Annotated in this window: 18 protein-coding genes; 7 read left to right on the top strand and 11 right to left on the bottom strand. The window is 64.0% G+C overall.

All coding sequences use genetic code 11. From position 1 onward, the window contains the following. Window positions 1-158: 158 nt before the first annotated feature. The 4 genes from IWX85_RS07170 to IWX85_RS07155 form a co-directional block, all read right to left on the bottom strand. Window positions 159-782 carry an ABC-type transport auxiliary lipoprotein family protein gene (locus IWX85_RS07170; RefSeq protein ID WP_231379599.1) on the bottom strand — a complete coding sequence of 208 codons (624 nt, stop codon included), beginning with the start codon at window positions 780-782 and terminating at the stop codon, window positions 159-161. Between the two features lie 92 nt (window positions 783-874). Then, window positions 875-1,807, bottom strand: a complete 933-nt coding sequence (locus IWX85_RS07165) for an MlaD family protein (protein WP_036807091.1) — start codon at window positions 1,805-1,807, stop codon at window positions 875-877. Window positions 1,808-1,820: 13 nt separating this feature from the next. Beyond that, on the bottom strand, window positions 1,821-2,612 hold the full coding sequence (locus IWX85_RS07160; protein WP_036807094.1) for an ABC transporter ATP-binding protein: 792 nt from the start codon (window positions 2,610-2,612) through the stop codon (window positions 1,821-1,823). 384 nt (window positions 2,613-2,996) lie between these two features. Further along, on the bottom strand, window positions 2,997-4,145 hold the full coding sequence (locus IWX85_RS07155) for an ABC transporter permease (RefSeq protein ID WP_196869272.1): 1,149 nt from the start codon (window positions 4,143-4,145) through the stop codon (window positions 2,997-2,999). Between the two features lie 243 nt (window positions 4,146-4,388). Here IWX85_RS07155 and IWX85_RS07150 point away from each other — a divergent pair, with 243 nt between their 5' ends. Together IWX85_RS07150 and IWX85_RS07145 are read left to right on the top strand one after the other, a co-directional pair. Further along, the gene (locus tag IWX85_RS07150; RefSeq protein WP_036807101.1) at window positions 4,389-6,131 is read left to right on the top strand and encodes a GMC family oxidoreductase; all 1,743 of its coding nucleotides are present in this window, start codon (window positions 4,389-4,391) and stop codon (window positions 6,129-6,131) included. Window positions 6,132-6,513: 382 nt separating this feature from the next. Next, window positions 6,514-7,272: a TSUP family transporter gene (locus IWX85_RS07145; protein ID WP_036807103.1), complete on the top strand. Its 759-nt coding sequence runs from the start codon at window positions 6,514-6,516 to the stop codon at window positions 7,270-7,272. A 30-nt stretch (window positions 7,273-7,302) separates the two neighbouring features. Here IWX85_RS07145 and mrdA read toward each other — a convergent pair whose 3' ends face one another. From mrdA to IWX85_RS07125, 4 genes are all read right to left on the bottom strand, one after another. After that, window positions 7,303-9,435 (bottom strand): penicillin-binding protein 2, encoded by a 2,133-nt coding sequence (gene mrdA, locus IWX85_RS07140; RefSeq protein WP_196869271.1) that lies wholly within the window; start codon window positions 9,433-9,435, stop codon window positions 7,303-7,305. Window positions 9,436-9,652: 217 nt separating this feature from the next. Continuing rightward, window positions 9,653-10,171 (bottom strand): rod shape-determining protein MreD, encoded by a 519-nt coding sequence (mreD, locus tag IWX85_RS07135; protein ID WP_036807106.1) that lies wholly within the window; start codon window positions 10,169-10,171, stop codon window positions 9,653-9,655. After that, entirely contained in the window at window positions 10,168-11,088 is a 921-nt protein-coding gene (mreC, locus tag IWX85_RS07130) for a rod shape-determining protein MreC (protein ID WP_036807108.1), read from the bottom strand. The genes mreD and mreC overlap by 4 nt, the downstream gene beginning before the upstream one ends. Before the next feature lie 81 nt (window positions 11,089-11,169). Next, window positions 11,170-12,213, bottom strand: coding sequence for a rod shape-determining protein (locus IWX85_RS07125; RefSeq protein ID WP_036807110.1), 1,044 nt, complete (start codon window positions 12,211-12,213; stop codon window positions 11,170-11,172). Window positions 12,214-12,520: 307 nt separating this feature from the next. Between IWX85_RS07125 and gatC the strand changes: the two genes are divergently transcribed. Genes gatC through gatB form a run of 3 tightly spaced genes read left to right on the top strand, consistent with a single transcriptional unit; the run spans window position 12,521 to window position 15,791 of the window. After that, on the top strand, window positions 12,521-12,820 hold the full coding sequence (gene gatC / locus IWX85_RS07120) for an Asp-tRNA(Asn)/Glu-tRNA(Gln) amidotransferase subunit GatC (protein WP_036807113.1): 300 nt from the start codon (window positions 12,521-12,523) through the stop codon (window positions 12,818-12,820). Beyond that, a complete protein-coding gene (gene gatA, locus IWX85_RS07115; RefSeq protein WP_196869270.1) occupies window positions 12,817-14,337 on the top strand; it encodes an Asp-tRNA(Asn)/Glu-tRNA(Gln) amidotransferase subunit GatA in 1,521 nt (506 codons plus the stop codon). The genes gatC and gatA overlap by 4 nt, the downstream gene beginning before the upstream one ends. After that, on the top strand, window positions 14,334-15,791 hold the full coding sequence (gatB, locus tag IWX85_RS07110; RefSeq protein ID WP_196869269.1) for an Asp-tRNA(Asn)/Glu-tRNA(Gln) amidotransferase subunit GatB: 1,458 nt from the start codon (window positions 14,334-14,336) through the stop codon (window positions 15,789-15,791). The genes gatA and gatB overlap by 4 nt, the downstream gene beginning before the upstream one ends. Before the next feature lie 90 nt (window positions 15,792-15,881). On the opposite strand, the gene IWX85_RS07105 is transcribed toward gatB, so the two are convergent. Beyond that, window positions 15,882-16,553 carry a DUF4124 domain-containing protein gene (locus tag IWX85_RS07105; protein WP_196869268.1) on the bottom strand — a complete coding sequence of 224 codons (672 nt, stop codon included), beginning with the start codon at window positions 16,551-16,553 and terminating at the stop codon, window positions 15,882-15,884. A gap of 10 nt (window positions 16,554-16,563) precedes the next feature. Then, window positions 16,564-17,277, bottom strand: coding sequence for an orotate phosphoribosyltransferase (gene pyrE / locus IWX85_RS07100; RefSeq protein WP_036812731.1), 714 nt, complete (start codon window positions 17,275-17,277; stop codon window positions 16,564-16,566). Window positions 17,278-17,329: 52 nt separating this feature from the next. Between pyrE and IWX85_RS07095 the strand changes: the two genes are divergently transcribed. Continuing rightward, window positions 17,330-18,235: an exodeoxyribonuclease III gene (locus tag IWX85_RS07095; RefSeq protein WP_196869267.1), complete on the top strand. Its 906-nt coding sequence runs from the start codon at window positions 17,330-17,332 to the stop codon at window positions 18,233-18,235. Between the two features lie 130 nt (window positions 18,236-18,365). On the opposite strand, the gene IWX85_RS07090 is transcribed toward IWX85_RS07095, so the two are convergent. Continuing rightward, window positions 18,366-18,593 (bottom strand): hypothetical protein, encoded by a 228-nt coding sequence (locus IWX85_RS07090; RefSeq protein ID WP_036807126.1) that lies wholly within the window; start codon window positions 18,591-18,593, stop codon window positions 18,366-18,368. A gap of 252 nt (window positions 18,594-18,845) precedes the next feature. On the opposite strand from IWX85_RS07090, the gene IWX85_RS20910 reads away from it, so the two are divergent. Further along, window positions 18,846-19,547, top strand: coding sequence for an ATP-binding cassette domain-containing protein (locus tag IWX85_RS20910; RefSeq protein ID WP_370584238.1), 702 nt, complete (start codon window positions 18,846-18,848; stop codon window positions 19,545-19,547).

The following is a 19,547-nucleotide window of genomic DNA, read 5'->3' as shown; positions in this document are numbered from 1 at the left end:
GGGTGCCCTAAAGGGGAATCACGCCGGCTGTTTCCAGCATGGCATTCAGGGCACCCAGCTCTATTGCTACTGAATTCATAGCTGTTCATGCTCACCGGGACTGCGCCAGAGGCCAGTTTGATGCTCAAAAGCAGTTTGCAGGTCGAAGCGCGGACGCGCTAGCGTGCGGGCATCTGCCGCAGCCACTGGTCCAGCTCGTCGATGGCGGCGTCGGTGGCGGCGGTCAGGGCGCGCACGCCGCCACCGGCGTCGGCACTGGTCGCCGGCCGCTGCACCGACAGGTTGCGCTGCGCGACCAGCCGCTCTCCGGCGGGCGTGATGTCCACCAGCGTGGCATGCACCCGGATCAGGCCGATGCTGGTGTCAGGCGCGCTGAACAGCTGGCTGAATTCTTCAAGCTCCAGCCGCAGCATCGGCAAGTTGGCGTTCTGGCTGCGGTTCAGCGCCACGCCCTCACGGGCCGTGAGCACCACGCGCTGCTGGCTCAAGCGCTCGCGCATGCGCTGGCGCACCAGCTGCGCCGGCGGCATGGTCCAGCGCGCCTGTGAATAGGGGCGCAGCTGCTGGTCGTCAACGTAGCCCAGCCGGTAGAGCACGGCCTGGTTTTCCAGCGCGCCGCCCGAGGTGGCAATGTCGGCAATCGCCAGCGGCGACAAGGCGGGTGCCGCCACAGCGGCCGGGGGCAATGTCGCGAGCTGGGTGGTCAGCTCGCCTGGCCCGAAATCGTACATCGTGGCGCGGGTCGGTTTGTCAAGCACCGAGCATCCGGTGGCGAGCGCCATCACGCTTATCAGGCAAATAACCCTCTTTGCGCAATGCAGGCGGGCGCTGACAGCTGCTGAATCCATCGTAGTGAAAAGCGGCTTGAACGTCATCATGGTCGGTCTCCGTTGGCGGAAAAGCCGGCTTCGCCGGGGCCCGGCACGGCCGGACCGTTGCCAAAAATCAGCGCTTGCGGGTTGTCATCGACAGCATTCACGGTGCGTCGCAGCTGGCGCATGGTGCGCGCGGTTTCGTCGGCCACCTCGCCCAGCTTGGGCAGCGTGGCCGCGCTGAAGGTTTCCACGCCGGCGGCCAATGCCTCGCCACCTTCCTTGAGCCGGTCGAGTGCGCCGCCTTTTTCATTCAGGCGCCGCGCGGTGAGGGTGACTTCGTCGGTCGCGGTCTTGACCGAGCGCAGGGTGGCCTGCGCATCCCTGGACAGCGCGGGCAGCGTCGCCACGGCCGGCTCCAGCGCTTTGGCGACGCGGTTGATGCTGCCGGCGGCCTCGGCGAGCTGCGTAACGGCGGTGTTGATGGCCGCTTCGTTCTGCGCCGACAGCAACTGGTTGATGCGCGTGGTCACCTGCTCGGCCTGGTCAAAGATCACCTCGCCTTGCTTGAGCAGCTTGTCGAGGCCGCCCTGCTTGAGCGGAATACGCGGCGGGTCGTCGTCGTTGGGCGCCAGCCGCTGGGCGGAGCTGCCGTCGTCGTCGAGCTGGATGAAGCCCAGGCCGGTGACACCTTGGGACGCCACGGTGGCAAAGGTGGAACGCGTCACCGGAGCGGCCTCGTCGATGGACACGCGGATCAGCACATTGCCCTTGACCTTCTGGTCAAACCCGATGCGTTCGACCTTGCCGACGGCCACGCCCCGGTAGCGGACCGTGGCCTGCGGCTGCAGGCCGGAAACGGTCTCGGAGGTGCTCATCTCGTACAGGTTGCGCGCGGTGTTGTCGCGCGTGAGCCAGATGGCCAGCAATGCCAGCAGGGCGGTGACGAGCACCACGAACGCGCCGGCAATCAGCGCATGGGCCTTGTTTTCCATGATGAAAACCTTTCTAGATCGAAAGGGCGGGAGGGTGGTTCAGCAGCGCCATCGCCCGCTTCCCCCGCTCGCCCAGAAAAAAGTCGTGAATGAAGGGATGCTCGAACGCCACCACCTTCTGCGGCACGTCATTGATGATGACTTTCTGCGACGCCAGCACGGCAATGCGGGTGCTCAGCTCGAAGATCGTGTCCAGGTCGTGCGTGACCATCACCACCGTCAGCCCCATGCCCTGGTGCAGCGAGCGCAGCAGGTTGCAAAAGCTGTCGGCGCTTTCCGGGTCGAGCCCGGCCGTCGGTTCGTCGAGCAGCAGCAACGGCGGGTCCATGATCAGCGCGCGCGCCAGCGCCACCCGCTTGATCATGCCGCCCGACAGGTCGCTCGGCATCTTGTCGGCCGCGTCGGCAGGCAGGCCGACCATCTGCAGCTTGACCAGGGCCGCCTCGCGGATCAGCTCGCTTGGCAAAGACTTCAGTTCGCGCAGCGCAAAGGCAATGTTTTCCAGCACGGTGAAGGCCGAGAACAGCGCGCCCTGCTGGAACAGCATGCCGACCCGGCTGGCCGCGCCGCGCTTGCCCAGTTCGGCGGCCGGCCTGCCAAGCACGGTGATGTCGCCCTGCGTCGGCGTTTCCAGCCCCAGCATCTGGCGCAGCAGCACCGTCTTGCCGGTGCCCGAGCCGCCGACCAGCGACATGATTTCGCCCCGCTCGACCGTCAAATCCAGGTCTTTATGCACCACCGACTTTTTGTCGCCGTTCTGGAACACCGTCCACAGCTTGCTGATTTCCACTACGGGTTCAGTCATTTTTCACCCCGTTTCCAAAAACCACGACCGCCGCGCTGGTCCACCCCAAGCCAAGCCCTTTGGGGGCAGCGCAGCAAGCGAAACGACAAGCCTGGAGGTGATACACCCTGTTAGCGAGGGCCGTGGAGCAGTCTTTGCCGGGCCGCAGGCTGCAGGCTGAGGCTCCGAGCCCGTCTGCGCGGGCTTGGACAGCCTGCAGATGCGCCGCCTCTGGCGGCGTGGCGCCCTGCAAGGGCAGCAGACCCCTCGGGGGACAGGAAGCTACACGCAGTGAGCGACCGGGGGGGCAACATTCATGGCTTTGCCAGGCTGCAGGCGGGCCGGCCCCCTCGGGGGGCAGCGAACCACACGCAGTGGGGAGCGTGGGGGCCATCATCACCGCCATCAGATGCCTACGCTTCTAAACAAGATCGCAAACAGCGCATCGACCAAAATGACCACCGTGATCGACGTCACCACCGACGCCGTGGTGCCTTTGCCCAGGCTTTCGGTGTTGGGTTTGACGCGCAGGCCGTAGTGGCAGCCGACCAACGCGATCAGCAGGCCAAAAACCACCGACTTGGCCGTTGCCAGCACCAGGTTGGACACCTTCACGGCGGCGGGCAGCGCGTTGATGAAATACGAAAACGTCACGTCCATGGAAATATAGGCTGCCAGCATGCCGCCCAGCAAGGCGGCCATCGTGGTCCAGACGCTGATCAGCGGCATGACCACCGCCAGCGCGATGGCGCGCGGCATCACCAGCCGAAAGCCCCGGGCAATGCCCATGACGCGCATCGCGTCAATTTCCTCGGTCACCCGCATCACGCCGATCTGCGCGGTGATGGCCGATCCGCTGCGCCCGGCAATCAAGATGGCGGCGAGCACCGGTCCCAACTCGCGGATCAGCGAAATGCCCAGGATATTGACGATGAAGGCATCGGCGCCGAACTGGCGCAGCTGCTGCGAAATCAGGTAGGCCAGCACCACGCCGATCAGGAAGCCGACCAGCGCCGTGATCGGCAGCGCCGTCGCGCCAAAATGGTAGAGATGCCCCGACAGGTCGCGCCAGGGCCCCTGCTTCGAATGGCGAAACAGCCGCAACAGGTCGAGCAGCAACTGGCCCAGCAGGCGCAGCAGGCCTTTGACATGGTCGATCAGGCTGAGCAGCCGCTCGCCAAACACCACCAGCGGTTCGGACCAGGGCGAACGGCGCGGCGGCGCCAGGCCGACCGTGAATTTTTCCACCGTCTGCAGCATTTCGCGCTGTTCAGGCGCCAGTTGCACGTCGGCTGGCCAGCGATGGCGCCACGCCGTCCACAGCACCTGCGCGCCCAGGTAATCGAGTTTTTCAATCTCTTCCAGGCGCCACCGGGCGGGCGTGGACGCATGGGGCGGCGGGGCGCTGTGCAAGCTGTCGAGCTGTTCGCCCAGCGCAGCCCAGGCGGGCGCCAGCGTCAGCTGGGCAGCGGTCCAGCTTCCCAGCAGGCGCACGACCTGGCCTTCAGGCAGATCCTGAACGTCAAGGCGCGGCGGTAAGTCATCAAGAGGCATGCGGTCAACAGGGTGAAACAGGCGCCGGTAGGCAAGGAGGGTTTAACGCAAAGCCGTCATGGTAACTGCTGAAAATGCACAAGCCCGGCGTCCGGTCGGGATTCGCCATGGTCCTACAGGGCTTGGCGCTTGCCGGCCCGGCTCAATGGATTTGGCAACCGGGCAGGCAAAGGGGTAATCCCCGTCACGCACCAGCGCCGGGTTTTGCCACAATGCAAGGTGAGTCCAACGGAACCCTACTTCATGCACGACCAGAACCTGACTTTCGACTACATCATCATCGGCGCGGGCACGGCCGGCTGCCTGCTGGCCAACCGGCTCAGCGCCGACGCGTCCAAACGCGTGCTGCTGATCGAGGCCGGCCGCAAGGACGACTACCACTGGATTCACATTCCGGTCGGCTACCTGTACTGCATCGGCAATGCCCGCACCGACTGGCTGTTCAACACCGAGCCCGACGCGGGCCTGAATGGGCGCTCGCTGCGCTACCCGCGCGGCAAGACGCTGGGCGGCTCATCCAGCATCAACGGCATGATCTACATGCGCGGCCAGGCGCGTGACTACGACAAATGGGCCGAGCTGACCGGCGACAGCGCCTGGACCTGGGACAACGCCCTGCCCTGCTTCAAGCTGCATGAAGACCACTACAAGGGCGCGGACGCGCTGCACGGCGCGCGCGGCACGGCGCCAGCCTTGATGGAAGACAAGGGCCAGCCCTACCAAAAAATTCTGCGCCACCGCAACGCCGGCGGCGAATGGCGCGTGGAAAAGCAGCGCCTGCGCTGGGATATCCTCGATGCGTTCGCCGAGGCGGCCACCCAGGCCGGCATTCCCCAGACGCCGGACTTCAACCGGGGCAGCAACGAGGGCGTGGGCTACTTTGAAGTCAACCAGAAGGACGGCTGGCGCTGGAACACGGCCAAGGCTTTCCTGCGGCCCACCTGCCTGGGCCGGCCGAACTTTGAACTCTGGACGCATGCGCAGGTCAGCCGCCTGGTGATCGTGCCGCAGGCCGACGGCAGCCAGCGCTGCACGGGCGTCGAGGTCTGGACCGGCCAGGAGCGGGTCACGGCGCTGGCGACGCGCGATTCGGGTCACATGGGCGAGGTGCTGCTGTGCGCCGGCAGCATTGGCTCGCCGCACATCCTGCAACTTTCCGGCATTGGCCCGGCCAGCCTGCTGCAGCAGCATGGCATCCCGGTGGTGCAGGACCTGCCAGGCGTGGGCGCCAACCTGCAGGACCATCTGCAGATCCGCTCGGTGTACAAGATCCAGGGCGACAAGGACAGCAAGCGCTGGGGACTGTCGCTCAACACCATGGCCAACTCACTCTGGGGCAAGGCGCGCATCGGGCTTGAATACGCGGCCCGCCGTACCGGTCCGATGAGCATGGCACCGTCGCAGCTCGGCGCTTTCACGCGCTCTTCGCCCGACCAGCCCTGGCCAAACATCCAATACCACGTCCAGCCGCTCTCGCTCGACGCTTTTGGCGAGCCGCTGCACAATTTCAATGCCTTCACGGCCAGCGTCTGCAACCTGAACCCGACCAGCCGTGGCAGCGTTCGCCTGAAGACCGGCGCTTTTGCCGACGCGCCGGCCATTGCGCCCAACTACCTGAACACCGCCGAGGACCGGCAGGTGGCGGCCGATTCGCTGCGCATCACGCGCAAGATTGTCAGCCAGGGTGCGCTGGCCCGATACCAGCCGGAGGAGTTCAAGCCGGGCGTGCAGTTTCAGACCGATGAAGACCTGGCGCGGCTGGCCGGCGACATCGCCACGACAATTTTTCACCCGGTTGGCACGACAAAAATGGGCCGGGCCGACGACCCGCTGGCGGTGGTCGATTCGCACCTGCGCGTGCGCGGCATTCGCGGGCTGCGCGTGGTCGATGCCGGTGTGATGCCCTTGATCACCAGTGGCAACACCAACTCGCCCACCTTGATGATTGCCGAGAAAGCGGCGCAGTGGATACAGGCCGGCATCTGACCAGTATGCGAAGACGGCCAGCCGCTGCGCCAGCCATCGTCAGGCTCAGATCGAGCGCCGAGAAGGGCTTGCTGGCGTGGCCTGAACGTTTCACTTGCGGGAAATCCCTGATGCACGCTCTCAATGCACCCGTTACATTGGAGAACTTGCTGTCGGGCCTTGCTGCTCGCAACGCGGGGAGTCGAGGAGACATTTAAAAATAGAACACACAGCATTGCAAAAAATGCTTGTTTGACCAAAAGCGCTGGCAACCCCAGCGCTTTTTTTCGTCCAAACCTTGCCGTTCAAGCATTAAAAATGGCTTTTCCGCCCGTGATTAAATCGTTTATTGCTATTAATAACTGAGCAAAAACCCGATCCACCGAGTGCGACAATCGCCGCTATGGAATTGCTGCTTGTTTCACTGGCTTCGTTGCTGGCCGGGTTTGTGGACGCTATTGTGGGCGGCGGGGGCCTGATTCTGGTGCCGGCGCTGTTTGCGGTCTTTCCCACCACCCACCCGGCGACCTTGTTCGGTATCAACAAGGGGGCTTCGGTGTGGGGAACGGCGGTCGCCACGACCCAGTACGCACGCCGGGTCCAGATGCGCTGGTCGGCGCTGCTGCCGGCGGCGGGCGCCGGGTTTTGCGGCTCGCTGGCGGGCGCCTGGCTGGTCACGGTGATCGATCCGGGCTTCCTGCGCAAGGTCCTGCCTTTTGTGCTGCTGGCCGTGCTGGCCTACACGCTGGTCAAAAAAGACCTGGGCCGCCACCACACGCCGCGTTTTACCGGCCATGCCGAAACCCTGGCGGCCTGCTGCATTGGCCTGGTGCTGGGGTTTTACGACGGGTTTTTCGGTCCTGGGACGGGCAGCTTTTTCGTCTTCCTGTTCGTGCGCTGGCTGGGCTACGATTTCCTGAATGCCTCGGCCTCGGCCAAGCTGCTCAATACCGCGACCAACCTGGCGGCGCTGGGCCTGTTTGCCTGGAAGGGGCATGTCTGGTGGCATTTCGCGCTGACCATGGCCGTGGCCAATGTTGCAGGCAGCCTGCTGGGCACGCGTTTGGCGCTCAGGCACGGGGCGGGTTTTGTCCGGCTGGTGTTCATTGGCGTGGTCAGCGCGCTGATCCTGAAAACCGGTTTTGACGCGTTTCTGAAATAGCCCCGGCCGCGCCTGCAGGCTCGCGCCCGGCTAAGGCGGGCCGCCTCCCGCAGGAATGGCCGCAGAAGCCGGCCGGGGCGGCTTCTGGATGGGCGTGGCCTTGGCCGCCTTGACCGGTTTTGCCGCCTGGACGGCTTTGTCCCTGGCGCCAGCCGGCTCGGCCTTCTGAGCAGCAACGGATTTTGATCCGGCAGCCGACACCATGGCGCCTGGCGTGTCGCCGACCAGCAGCGCATTCATCTCGGCGGCCAGGCGGGGCTTGCCGATCGGCGCGGCGGCCCGTCCGGCCTGCACCGCCAGCATGTCTTCCTCGCTCGGGTACTGGCCCAGCAGCACATAGTCGAACACCCTGCGGGCAATCGGTGCGGCCACGCCCGCGCCCCAGCCAGCGTTTTCCACGATCACCGCCAGCGCAATCCTCGGGTTGTCGGCCGGCGCGAACGCCATGTACACCGCATGGTCGCGCTGGCTTTCCTCCATGCGCGACTTGTTGTACTTTTCCTTCTGGCCCATGCTCACCGCCTGCGCCGTCCCGGTCTTGCCGCCCGACAGGTACTGCGCGCCGGCAAACACCCGGGTCGATGTGCCGCCCTGCGTCACGCCAACCAGCGCCTTGCGGATGATGGCCACGTGTTCGGGCTTGTAGTGCAGGTCGACCGGCGGGTCGGCGGGCAGCGGGTGCAGCGCGCGCGTCACCGTGTCCTGCGTGCCCATCACCAGCCGGGGCTTGTGCTTGATGCCGTTGTTCGCCAGGGTCGCGGTGGCCTGCGCCAGCTGCAGCATGGTGAAGCTGTTGTAGCCCTGGCCGATGCCCAGCGAGATGGTTTCGCCGGCGAACCACTTCTGCTGCTCGGGCCGCTTGAAGTAGCCGCGTTTCCAGGCCTGGTTGGGCAGCACGCCGCGCACCTCGCCATTGATGTCGATGCCGGTGGCCTGGCCAAAGCCCAGTGGCGCCATGAAGTCGTGGATCGCCTCGACGCCCATTTCGTTGGCCAGCGTGTAGAAATACACATTGCTCGACTCGACAATCGCACGGTTCATGTCCATCGCGCCGCCGCGCTCGTTTTCCGGGCTGCCGAAGCGGTGGCCGCCGAACATAAAGAAGCCCGGGTCATGGATGATGGTGGTGGGCGCGCGCTTGCCGGTTTGCAGCGCAGCCATGGCCATGAAGGGCTTGTAGGTCGAACCCGGCGGATAGGTGCCGCGCAGCGCCCGGTTCAGCAGCGGCTTGTCGATCGACTCGTTGAGCGCCTGCCAGCTTTCCTGGTCGATGCCATCGACAAACAGGTTGGGGTCGAAGGTCGGCTTGCTGACAAACGCCAGCACCTCGCCGTTTCGGGGGTCCAGCGCCACCAGGGCGCCGCGCCGCGTGCCGAACAGGTCCTCGACCAGCTTTTGCAGGCCGATGTCCAGCGACAGCATCACGGTGTTGCCCGGCGTGGCCGGACTGGTCGCCAGCTTTCGCAGCGCGCGCCCGCCGGCCGAGGTTTCCATCTGCTCGACGCCGGTCTGGCCGTGCAATTGCTGCTCGAAACTCTGCTCGACGCCGAGCTTGCCGATGTGGTCGGTGCCGCGGTAGTTGCCTTCTTCCTCGCGCTCCTCGATCGCGTCCTTTTCCGTCTGGTTGATGCGGCCGATGTAGCCCACGACATGGCTGCCCAGTTCGCCATAGGGGTAGTTGCGGAACAGCCGGGCCTTGATGTCCACGCCGGGAAAACTGAAGCGCCGGGCGGCAAAGCGCGCCACTTCCTCGTCGGAAAGGCGGGTGCGCAGCGGAATCGATTCAAAGCTCTTCGACTCTTCGCGCAGGCGCTTGAAGCGGCGCTTGTCCCGGGGCTGGATATCGACCAGCTTTTCCAGCGCGGCGATGGTCTCGTCCAGGTTCGCCACCTTGGACGGCGTGATTTCCAGCGTGTAGGCCGAATAGTTGGAAGCCAGCACGATGCCGTTGCGGTCCAGGATCAGGCCGCGATTTGGCACGATGGGGACAATCGCCGTGCGGTTGCTTTCAGCCTGCGCGCGCAGGTCTTGGTGCCGATACACCTGCAGGTAGGCCAGCCGGGCCACCACCAGCGAAAAGCAGAGAAAAACGACCAGGCCCGCCACCAGCACCCGAACGCGAAAACGCGACAGCTCGGCTTCAACGTTTCTGAGTTCAGTCATGGTGCTGCGACCCGTGGGGCAAGAAAAAGTGCCCGCGATTCCGAAGACAAGGCAGCAGCCCCCTCATAGGACAGCAAGCCAGGCATACCAGCAAGCGTGAGGACGGCAGTCCGAACCCCACCAGCAGGGGCCGCGGAACTGGCTTTGCCAGGCCGCAGGCGCAGCAGCCCCCTCGGGGGGCAGCGAACCACACGCAGTGGGGAGCGTGGGGGCCATATCACAAGGGGCGATTTTCATCCCGGTCCGGCGTGCGCAGCTGCGGCACCAGCAGCAGCACGCTCGCCACCGGCCACAGCAGGGCCTCTGCCAGCGGCGCGACCAGCACGATCCAGCCTGGGAAAATACCGCCTCCGAGCAGCCGCAGGATCATTTCGGCGGCGTGCGCCGCTGCGAACAGCGGCAACACCTGCAAGGCCTGCAGCGGCACCGTGAACCACAGCAGCCGGCGCTGGACCATGGCCGCAAAAAAGCTCAGCGCAACATAGGAAAAGGCGTGCTGTCCGAGCAGCGACGTCTGGTGCACATCCATCGCGAGGCCGAACATGAAGGCGATGCCGATGCCCACCCTGAGCGGCTGGTGCACGCTCCAAAACACCAGCACCAGCGCCAGGACATCCGGCATCCACGGCACCCGGCCCAGCGGCAGCATGTTGAGCAGCAAGGCGGCCACCAGGCTGCTCCAGATGAACACCGGACTGGCGGGCAGCAACAGCTGCTGGCCGGAGCGCATGATCATTTGGCATACCCCCTTCGGGCAGGCGCAGCCGGCGCGATGCTGGAAGGCGGCAGCGTCAGGTCCGTCGTGACCGGCTGGACGATGATGACATGCCGCGCGCCAGTGGTGAGCGCCTGCGGCACGCAGTAAATCTTGGAAAACGCCGACTCGGCCCGGTGCTCGATCCGGCTGACGCGTGCCACCGGCAGCCCGGGCGGGTACACGCCATCGACGCCGCTGGTGGTCAGCAGGTCGCCTTCCTGGACATCGGCATTGCTGCCCATGAAACGCAGCTCCATGCCGCTGCCGCCCACCGTCGGGTCGCCGTAGGCCACGCTGCGAGCGCCGGTGCGCACATTGAGCACCGGGATCGCCAGGTCGCGGTCGACCACCAGCGTGACCTCGCTGACCAGCGGGTGCACCCGCGTCACTTGCCCGAGTACGCCGGATTCGTCAAGCACCGGCGAACCCAGCGCGACCTGATGAACCTGCCCCTTGTCGATGATGACCTTGCGGGTGTAGGGATCGGCAGCGTCGTACACCACCTCGGCCGCGATGACCGGCGTGGCGAGTTGCGCCTTGAGGTCGAGCAGCTTGCGCAGGCGGTTGTTTTCCTGCATCAACAGCTCGACCTGGCCGGCGCGCAGTGACTGCAGTGCCAGCTTTTCCCGGGCCTGGGCGGTTTCAAGCTGCGCCTCGCCCAGGTCGTTGAAATAGCCGCTGGCGCTCTGCACCGCATGGACCGGCTGCAGGGCCACCCACTGCACCGGGTACAGGGCGGTGGCAATGGCGGCGCGGATCGGCTGGGTGACGTTGAAACGCGCGTCGGCCACCATCAGGAACAGCGACAGCGCGCCAAAAAAAATCAGCTTGGAAAATACCGATGGCCCCTGGTTGAAAAAGGGCGGCAGGGATCGGTCGAGGGTTCCTAAAGCCATGGTGCGTGGTCAGGCCGGTCCGCTGTGGTGCTGCAGGCGCGCTGCATGGGACGGGCTTGAGGATGGCGTCGTGAAAAAAGCCTATTCCGTGGTGAAGATCGAGCCCATGCGGTCCATGCGCTCCAGCGCGATGCCGCAGCCGCGCACCACGCAGGTCAGCGGGTCCTCGGCCACCAGCACCGGCAGGCCGGTTTCCTCGGCCAGCAGGCGGTCCAGGTCGCGCAGCAGCGCACCGCCGCCGGTCAGCATCATGCCGCGGTCGGAAATGTCGGCGCCAAGTTCGGGCGGCGTCTGCTCCAGCGCGTTCTTGACGGCCGAGACGATCTGGTTCAGCGGGTCGGTCAGGGCTTCGAGGATTTCGTTGCTTGAAATGGTGAAGCTGCGCGGCACGCCTTCCGACAGGTTGCGGCCCTTGACTTCCATTTCCCGGACTTCGGAGCCGGGAAAGGCCGAACCGATGGTCTTTTTAATCACTTCAGCCGTCGGCTCGCCAATCAGCATGCCGTAGTTGCGGCGAATGTAGTTGATGATGGCGTCGTCAAAACGGTCGCCACCGACGCGCACACTGCCTTTGTAGACCATGCCGCCGAGCGAGATCACGCCGACTTCGGTGGTGCCGCCGCCGATGTCGACGACCATCGAGCCGCTGGCCTCGGACACCGGCAGGCCCGCGCCCAGGGCGGCGGCCATCGGTTCCTCGATCAGGTACACGGCGGCGGCGCCGGCGGCCTCGGCAGCGTCCTTGATGGCGCGGCGCTCGACCTGGGTCGAGCCGCAGGGCACGCAGATGATGATGCGCGGGCTGGGCGTGAGCAGGCGGCGCGGATGCACCATCTTGATGAACTGCTTGATCATCTGCTCGGTGATGACGAAGTCGGCGATCACGCCGTCCTTCATTGGGCGGATCGCCTCGATGTTGCCGGGCACCTTGCCCAGCATGGCCTTGGCTTCACGGCCAACGGCCTGGATCACTTTCTTGCCGTGGGGCCCGCCTTCATGGCGTATGGCCACCACCGACGGCTCATCCAGCACAATACCCTTGTCGCGTGCAAAGATCAGGGTGTTGGCGGTGCCCAGATCAATCGCCAGGTCGGTGGAAAAGTACCGACGGAATGCTTCAAACATGTTCAGAAATCCGGTTGGGGCATGGGCAAGCTTCGTTGCCGCATCGCCTTTTATTATTGATCAGCAGTGAAATTGAGGACGTAGGAGATCAGGTTGCGCAACCTGTTTGAAGCGTCTAAAAAGCGCCTAAAGGGTCGATCAGGCTTTGAATTCACGCCAAAGGCGGGATAATAACGCATCCACCCCGAGTCAGCGTGGCGCAATGCCCGTTTTTTTGGCGTTACGGTTGGTTTCAATTGCCGGTTTCGCGCCTCGTCCAGGCGCTTTTTCTTTCACCACATCATTTCACAAGCGCTTATTGGCATTTATGGCATTGACATTTAAAGACATTGAACGCGTGGCCAATCTGGCGCGGCTGGAACTCCGGCCAGATGAAACCGAGCGCACGCTGAGCCAGCTCAACGGTTTTTTTGCCCTGGTCGAGCAGATGGAGGCAGTCGATACCGACGGCGTGGAGCCGCTGGCGCACCCGGCGGCGGTGCTGGGCGACGTGGCCCTGCGCCTGCGCGATGACATCGCCAGCGAACCCAACCAGCGCGAGGCCAGCCAGGCCAGCGCTCCGGCCGTCGAGCGCGGCCTGTTCCTTGTGCCGAAAGTGATCGAATGAGCCGCCCCTCCCTTAGCCCCCTGAACCTTGACCTGCATGACCTCGGCGTGGCGCAGATCGCCGCCAAACTGGCTGCCGGCGATATTTCCAGCGTCGAAGTCACGCAGCATTTTCTGGCCCGCATCCAGCAGCACGACAGCCTGGGCGCCTTCCTGTCCACCAACGCCGACGTGTCGCTGGCGCAGGCCCGTGCCGCCGACGCCCGGCTGGCCGCCGGCGAACACACCCCGCTGCTGGGCGTGCCGCTGGCGCACAAGGACGTGTTCGTCACCCGCGACTTCCCGACCACGGCCGGCTCCAAAATGCTGGAGAACTACCGCAGCCCGTTTGATGCAACGGTGGTCACCAGGCTCGGCGGCGCCGGCATGGTCACGCTGGGAAAACTCAACTGCGACGAGTTCGCGATGGGCTCGGGCAACGAAAACAGTGCCTATCAAAAAGTACAGAACCCCTGGGACCTGAGCCGCGTGCCCGGCGGCTCGTCGGGCGGCTCGGCGGCCGCCGTGGCAGCCCGGCTGGTGCCCGCCGCCACCGGCACCGACACCGGCGGCTCGATCCGCCAGCCGGCGTCGCTGACCGGCATCACCGGCATCAAGCCGACCTACGGCCGCTGCTCGCGCTACGGCATGGTGGCGTTTGCCTCCAGCCTGGACCAGGCTGGCCCGATGGCGCGCAGCGCACTCGACTGCGCGCTGCTGCTGTCCGCCATGGCCGGGCCCGACCTGGACCGCGATTCCACCTCGCTGGACCTGCCCGCCGTTGACTACGCTACTGATTTAATAGCAGTAAAATCAGATGGCAAAAGCGCAAAGCCCTTAAAAGGCTTGAGAATCGGCTTGCCCACCCAGTTTTTCGGCGCCGGTTGCGCACCCGACGTGCTAGCCGCCGTGCGCGCGGCGCTCAGCGAGTTTGAAAAGCTCGGCGCCACGCTGGTCGATGTCAGCCTGCCACTGACCGAGTTGTCGATTCCGGTCTATTACGTGATTGCCCCGGCCGAAGCCAGCAGCAACCTGAGCCGCTTTGACGGTGTGCGCTACGGCCACCGCGCCGCCCAGTACGGCGACCTGACCGACATGTACAAAAAGTCGCGCAGCGAAGGCTTTGGCGACGAGGCCACGCGCCGCATCATGATCGGCACCTATGTGCTGTCGCACGGTTATTACGATGCCTACTATTTGAAGGCGCAGAAAATCCGCCGCCTGATCGCGCAGGACTTCCAGACCGCCTTCACGCAATGCGACGTGATTGCCGGGCCGGTGTCGCCCACGGTCGCCTGGAAAATCGGCGAAAAATCGAACGACCCGGTGGCGAACTACCTGGCCGACATCTACACACTCTCGTCGAGCCTGGCCGGCCTGCCCGGCATGAGCGTGCCAGCTGGCTTTGGCGCGTGCGGCATGCCCGTCGGGCTGCAGCTGATCGGCAACTATTTCAAGGAAGCGCAGCTGCTGGGCGCGGCGCACCAGTTTCAGCTGGCGACCGACTGGCACCAAAAAGCACCCGGAACCGCAGCATGAGCAAAACCACCCCCTCCTTGCTGGTACAGGGTTATGAAGTCGTCATCGGCTTTGAAACCCACACCCAGCTCACCACCCGGTCCAAGCTCTTTAGCCGCGCCCCGACCGGCTTTGGCGCCGAGCCGAACACGCTGGCATCCGCCGTGGACTTTGCCCTGCCCGGCGCGCTGCCGGTGATGAACAAGGGCGCGGTGCAGCGCGCCATCGAGTTCGGCCTGGCCGTCAATGCGCACATTGCCGAGCAAAGCGTGTTCGCCCGAAAAAACTATTTCTACCCCGACCTGCCCAAGGGCTACCAGATCAGCCAGTTCGAGATTCCGGTGGTGCAGGGCGGCATGGTCGAGTTTTTCCTGGATGGTGAAAAGAAATCCGTGCGCCTGGTGCGCGCCCACCTTGAAGAAGACGCGGGAAAGTCGCTGCATGAAGACTTCATCGGCCAAAGCGGCATCGACCTGAACCGCGCCGGCACGCCGCTGCTGGAAATCGTCACCGAACCCGACATGCGCTCAACCGCCGAGGCCGTGGCGTATGCCAAAGAGCTGCACAAGATCGTCACCTGGATCGGCATTTGCGACGGCAACATGCAAGAAGGCAGTTTTCGCTGCGATGCCAATGTGTCGGTGAGGAAACCCGGCGCGGAGCTGGGCACGCGCCGCGAGGTCAAGAACCTGAACAGCTTCAAGTTCATGCAGCAGGCGATGGACTACGAAGTGCGCTGGCAAATCGAGCAGATCGAGGACGGCCACGCGATTCAGCAGGCGACCGTGCTGTTCGACCCGGACACGGGCGAGACGCGCTCGATGCGCAGCAAGGAAGACGCCGCCGACTACCGCTATTTTCCCGACCCGGACTTGCCACCGCTGGTGATTTCCAGAGCCTGGGTGGAAAAGACCCGCTCGGAAATGTCGGAATTGCCACGCGTGATGGCGGCGCGCTTCATGGCCGACTACGGCCTGGGCGACTACGACGCCGGCCAGCTGACGCAGAGCAAGGCGACGGCGGCTTATTTCGAAGCGGTGGCACATGCCAGCAAGCAGGCCAAACTGGCCAGCAACTGGGTCATGGGCGAGGTGTCGCGCCGCCTGAATGCAGAGGAAAAGTTGATTGAAGCGTCCAGTGTCAGTGCCAGCCAGCTGGGGGCCCTGGTCAACCGCATTGCCGATGGCACGATTTCCAACAGTGCGGCCCGGCTGGTGTTTGACGCCTTGTGGACTGGCGCGGGCCAGGACGTTGACACGCTGATCGACGCCAAGGGCCTGCGGCAGATGAGCGACACCGGCGAACTCGAAAAAATCATCGACGACGTGCTGGCCGCCAATGTCAAAAACGTCGAAGAGGTGCGCGCCGGCAACAGCAAAGCCTTCAACGCGCTGGTCGGCCAAGCCATGAAGGCGACCAAGGGCAAGGCCAACCCGGCGCAGGTGAATGAACTGCTGAAAAAAAAGCTGGCATGACGGCCCGCGCTCCCTGCGCCAAAATGCTATCGAAACTGTAGCTACTAATGCACGCCGGTATTGCGCAAACAGGCAATCTGGCTTGAAAATTCAATTCCGGACAGTCCGGGAACCGCCACCGACGGCAGGGGTTGGCGGATTCGCCAGCGCCCACAGCTGCCTGAGCTTGGCCAGATCTTCGTCAAAGCGCTGATTGACGCGTTTTTTTTCCTGCTCCTGGTCGGCAATGAGTCGTTGCTGGACGGCGGCACTGCCGTCGTTTTCTTCCAGTCTGCGCTTGAGCGAAGCCGGCACCCGGGACGGGTCCTTGACATAAAACTCCAGTTCGCCGCCAAGTGACTTGCGCTGGTTGCCGAGTTCGCCCTGCCGCTTGCTCGACGCCTTGATGACCTCATCGATTTGCAGCAGCGCGGCCGCGCGTTCGCGGTCATGCACCGCCAACGTCGGATAGCGCAGCAGCAGCGCCTTGTCACGGCGCCGGTCTTCGGCTTGGCGGGCACGCTGCTCGGCCGCACGCCGGTCCTTTTCATGCTGCGCGGCCTGTTCATGCGCGGTCAGCGAGGGCCCGATCTGGCGCTTGACAGTACCGGACGGCGACAGCGCACGCTGGGTGCGGTCAGTGCATTCGGCAATCGGCCGGTCCGCCGTGAGGGTGCGGCCTTTCGCATCCACGCACGAGTAGATTTCCTGCGCCTCCGAAGCGCTTCCCAGAAAAAAAGCCAGGCCCGCAAGACCGGACGTGAGCAAGGAGGACAGGCGCAATTTTGTTTCTTCAGTTGACGCCGTAGCGTTCGCGGTAAGCCAGAACAGACTGGTAATGATTTTGCAGCAGCGCTGCGTCGGCGCTTTCGCCGCCAGTCGAACAGTCACTGTGCAAGGCCAGATACTGCAGCAAGTCGCTCAGGCGCGCAATGGCGCAAACCTGCAAGCCGAGTTGCCGCGTGACATATTGCACTGCACTGTGTTCGACGTCCACGCCGTTTTCGGTGGCTTTTTCCTGGCGGTCCAGCGCAATCGCCACCGCATGCGGCGTGGCGCCGGCCGCCAGGATCAGCGCAATCGACTCGCGCACGGCGGTGCCGGCAGACATCACGTCATCCACGATCAGCACCCGCCCCTTGAGCGGTGCGCCGACCAGCGTGCCACCTTCGCCGTGGTCCTTGGCTTCCTTGCGGTTGTAGGCGAACGGCAGGTTACGCCCCAGCCGCGCCAGCTCGATGGCGACGGCAGCGGCGAGCGGAATGCCTTTGTAGGCCGGGCCGAAAATCATGTCGAATGCCAAGCCGCTGCGCTGCTCCTCGGCCAGCAGCTGGCGCGCATAAAATTGCGCCAGCCGGCCAAGCTTGGCACCGTCGTCAAACAGCCCGGCGTTGAAAAAGTAGGGGCTCATGCGGCCGGCCTTGGTCTTGAACTGGCCGAAGCGCAGCACCCCAGATTCGACGGCAAACTGCACGAATTCCTGGGCCAGGCTGCCAACTTGCGGCATTTCCTCGTCCTGATAGGCTGCCTGCCCTGTTGTCTTATTCATTGAAAATCCCATGTTCAAATTAACCAGCCTCAACCTCAACGGCATTCGTTCCGCCGCCACCAAGGGCCTTCAGGAATGGATGGCCCAGTCCCTGCCGGATTGTATTTGCGTGCAGGAGCTCAAGGCGCAGGAGGCCGACCTGAGCGGACGATTTGACGAAATTGCCGGAAACAGGGGCTACTTTCAGTTTGCAGAAAAAAAGGGCTATTCGGGCGTGGGCATCTACACCCGTCACGCGCCCAGCGACGTGATCGTTGGCTACGGTTCGCGCGAGTTCGATGCCGAAGGCCGCTATGTCGAACTGCGTTTTGACCGACCCGGCCGCGCACACAGCCCCAAACTGTCCATCATCAGTTGCTATTTTCCGAGCGGCTCGTCAGGCGAAGAACGTCAGGCGGCCAAGTTCCGTTTCCTGGCCGAACTGTACCCGCACCTGGCAGCCCTGAAACAGTGCGGCGGCACCCCCCGCGAATTCGTGCTGTGTGGCGACATCAACATTGCGCACCAGGAAATCGACCTGAAGAACTTCAAGGGCAACCGCAAGAACAGCGGTTTTCTGCCCGAGGAACGCGCCTGGATGACTGAACTGCTGCGGCATGATGTTGCCGCCGCGCTCCCCATTGCTTGTGGTTCGCGGCCCCCAGAGGAGGAGGCTGCTGCGCCGCCACCGGCGGATTGGGTACCGGGCGGCGGCATGGTCGATGTGTACCGCCGGCTCCATCCCGAGACCACCGGCGACGCCTACACCTGGTGGAGCAACCGGGGCCAGGCCTATGCCAAGAACGTTGGCTGGCGGCTGGACTACCAGCTGGCGACACCGGGCTTTGGCGCCACCGCCCGCTCGGCGGCCATCCACAAGGCGCAGCGCTTTAGCGACCATGCGCCCCTGACAATCGATTACGACTGGAAGCTTTGAGCGGCTGCGTGCTGCGCGACGGCACAAACGCCATGCGATGGCGAGTGTCGGGCTGCTGTGCGACGACCCGCAACAGGGCGTCAAGCTTGGCTTGGCTGCGCTCGCCAAAAAAATCCAGCCTCGACCATTCCTAGGAAAAGGTCGTGTTTGCCGCTTCCCCGACCTTGGTGCGGAAAATCACTTCCCCGTCAGGCACCCGCACCACGCGAACCTCTTGTTGAACCGGCAAGGTGATGCTTTTAGCCGCGATGGCAACGGCCAGCGAACTGCTGTCATAGAGGTGGTCAAAATTGATGTCCAGTAACAACTCGCTGGCAAGCGTACCGTTACTTTCAATTTTGTATTTTGGAGCGAACATGCAAGAGCCTTGTCTTTAATCGTTATGCGCCTGACCCGTGGTCATCAGGACTTTAGCTGTCACCGCTGGTGCAAAACCAGTCAGTTAACACGGGGTGCTGACACGACAGGAAAGCCCAGCCGCCAGACGAGACAATTTTTGGGTAAATAGCACCTCCAGCACATCCCCCCAACAAGGGATAAAAAACGTTTTACTAGGAAACAGAATGTAAATTCAACATGCCATCGTTGGTGGCTTGCCTTAAAGAGTTTGATGGACCTGCCAGAGGGAAAGCAAATGGTTGTTTCCTGTGCAAGGGAGAGGCGCCCGTTTGGGGTTGCTGCGGCGCTGGAATTTTGTCTCTGGTTTGGTCAACCGCGCTTTTGGAGACACTGCAGCGCATGCGCGGTTCGAAAAACCCACTTCATGCGCATGCTCTGGACGCCTGACTGCAGCCCCACCCCGAGCTTGCCTCGCTTGCGCTGCTGCTCTCAGCCGTCAGTCGTCAGCCAGGTGCTGTCGCCGGTCAATCCGAACATATTTGGCCGGATCATCGACCACTGCGCCCACGGGCGCACCGACAAGAACCTGATGGCCTGGCCGCCCGAAGGGCTGGACCTGGTCATCGGCGAGACGGGCATGAAGCTCTCTGGCAGCGAAAAGCAGCGGCTGTCGATTGCCCAGGCCTTGATCCGCCATCCGCGCCTGCTGATTTTTGACGAGGCCGCGTCGGCGCTCGCTTCGATCACCCGTGCGATGCACCAGCCGCAGCCGCATCACGCTCTTGATTGCCCACCGCCTCTCGACCCTCCTGCCTGCCAACACCCTTTTCGTGCTGGAAAAAGGCAGCATCGTGGAAAGCAGCAGCCCTGCGGAACTGCTCAAAGCCAAGGGGCTGTATTGCGCCATGCGGCGCCAGCAAATGGGCGAGTGGCCAGGCCGGCGCGTTGTGGTGGTCTCCATCGACGGCCGTAA

Source organism: Polaromonas sp. CG_9.11 (genome assembly GCF_015752225.1).
GTDB lineage: Bacteria > Pseudomonadota > Gammaproteobacteria > Burkholderiales > Burkholderiaceae_C > Polaromonas.
Note: the sequence above shows the minus strand (reverse complement) of the source record. Positions and strands in the feature narration are given on the sequence as shown.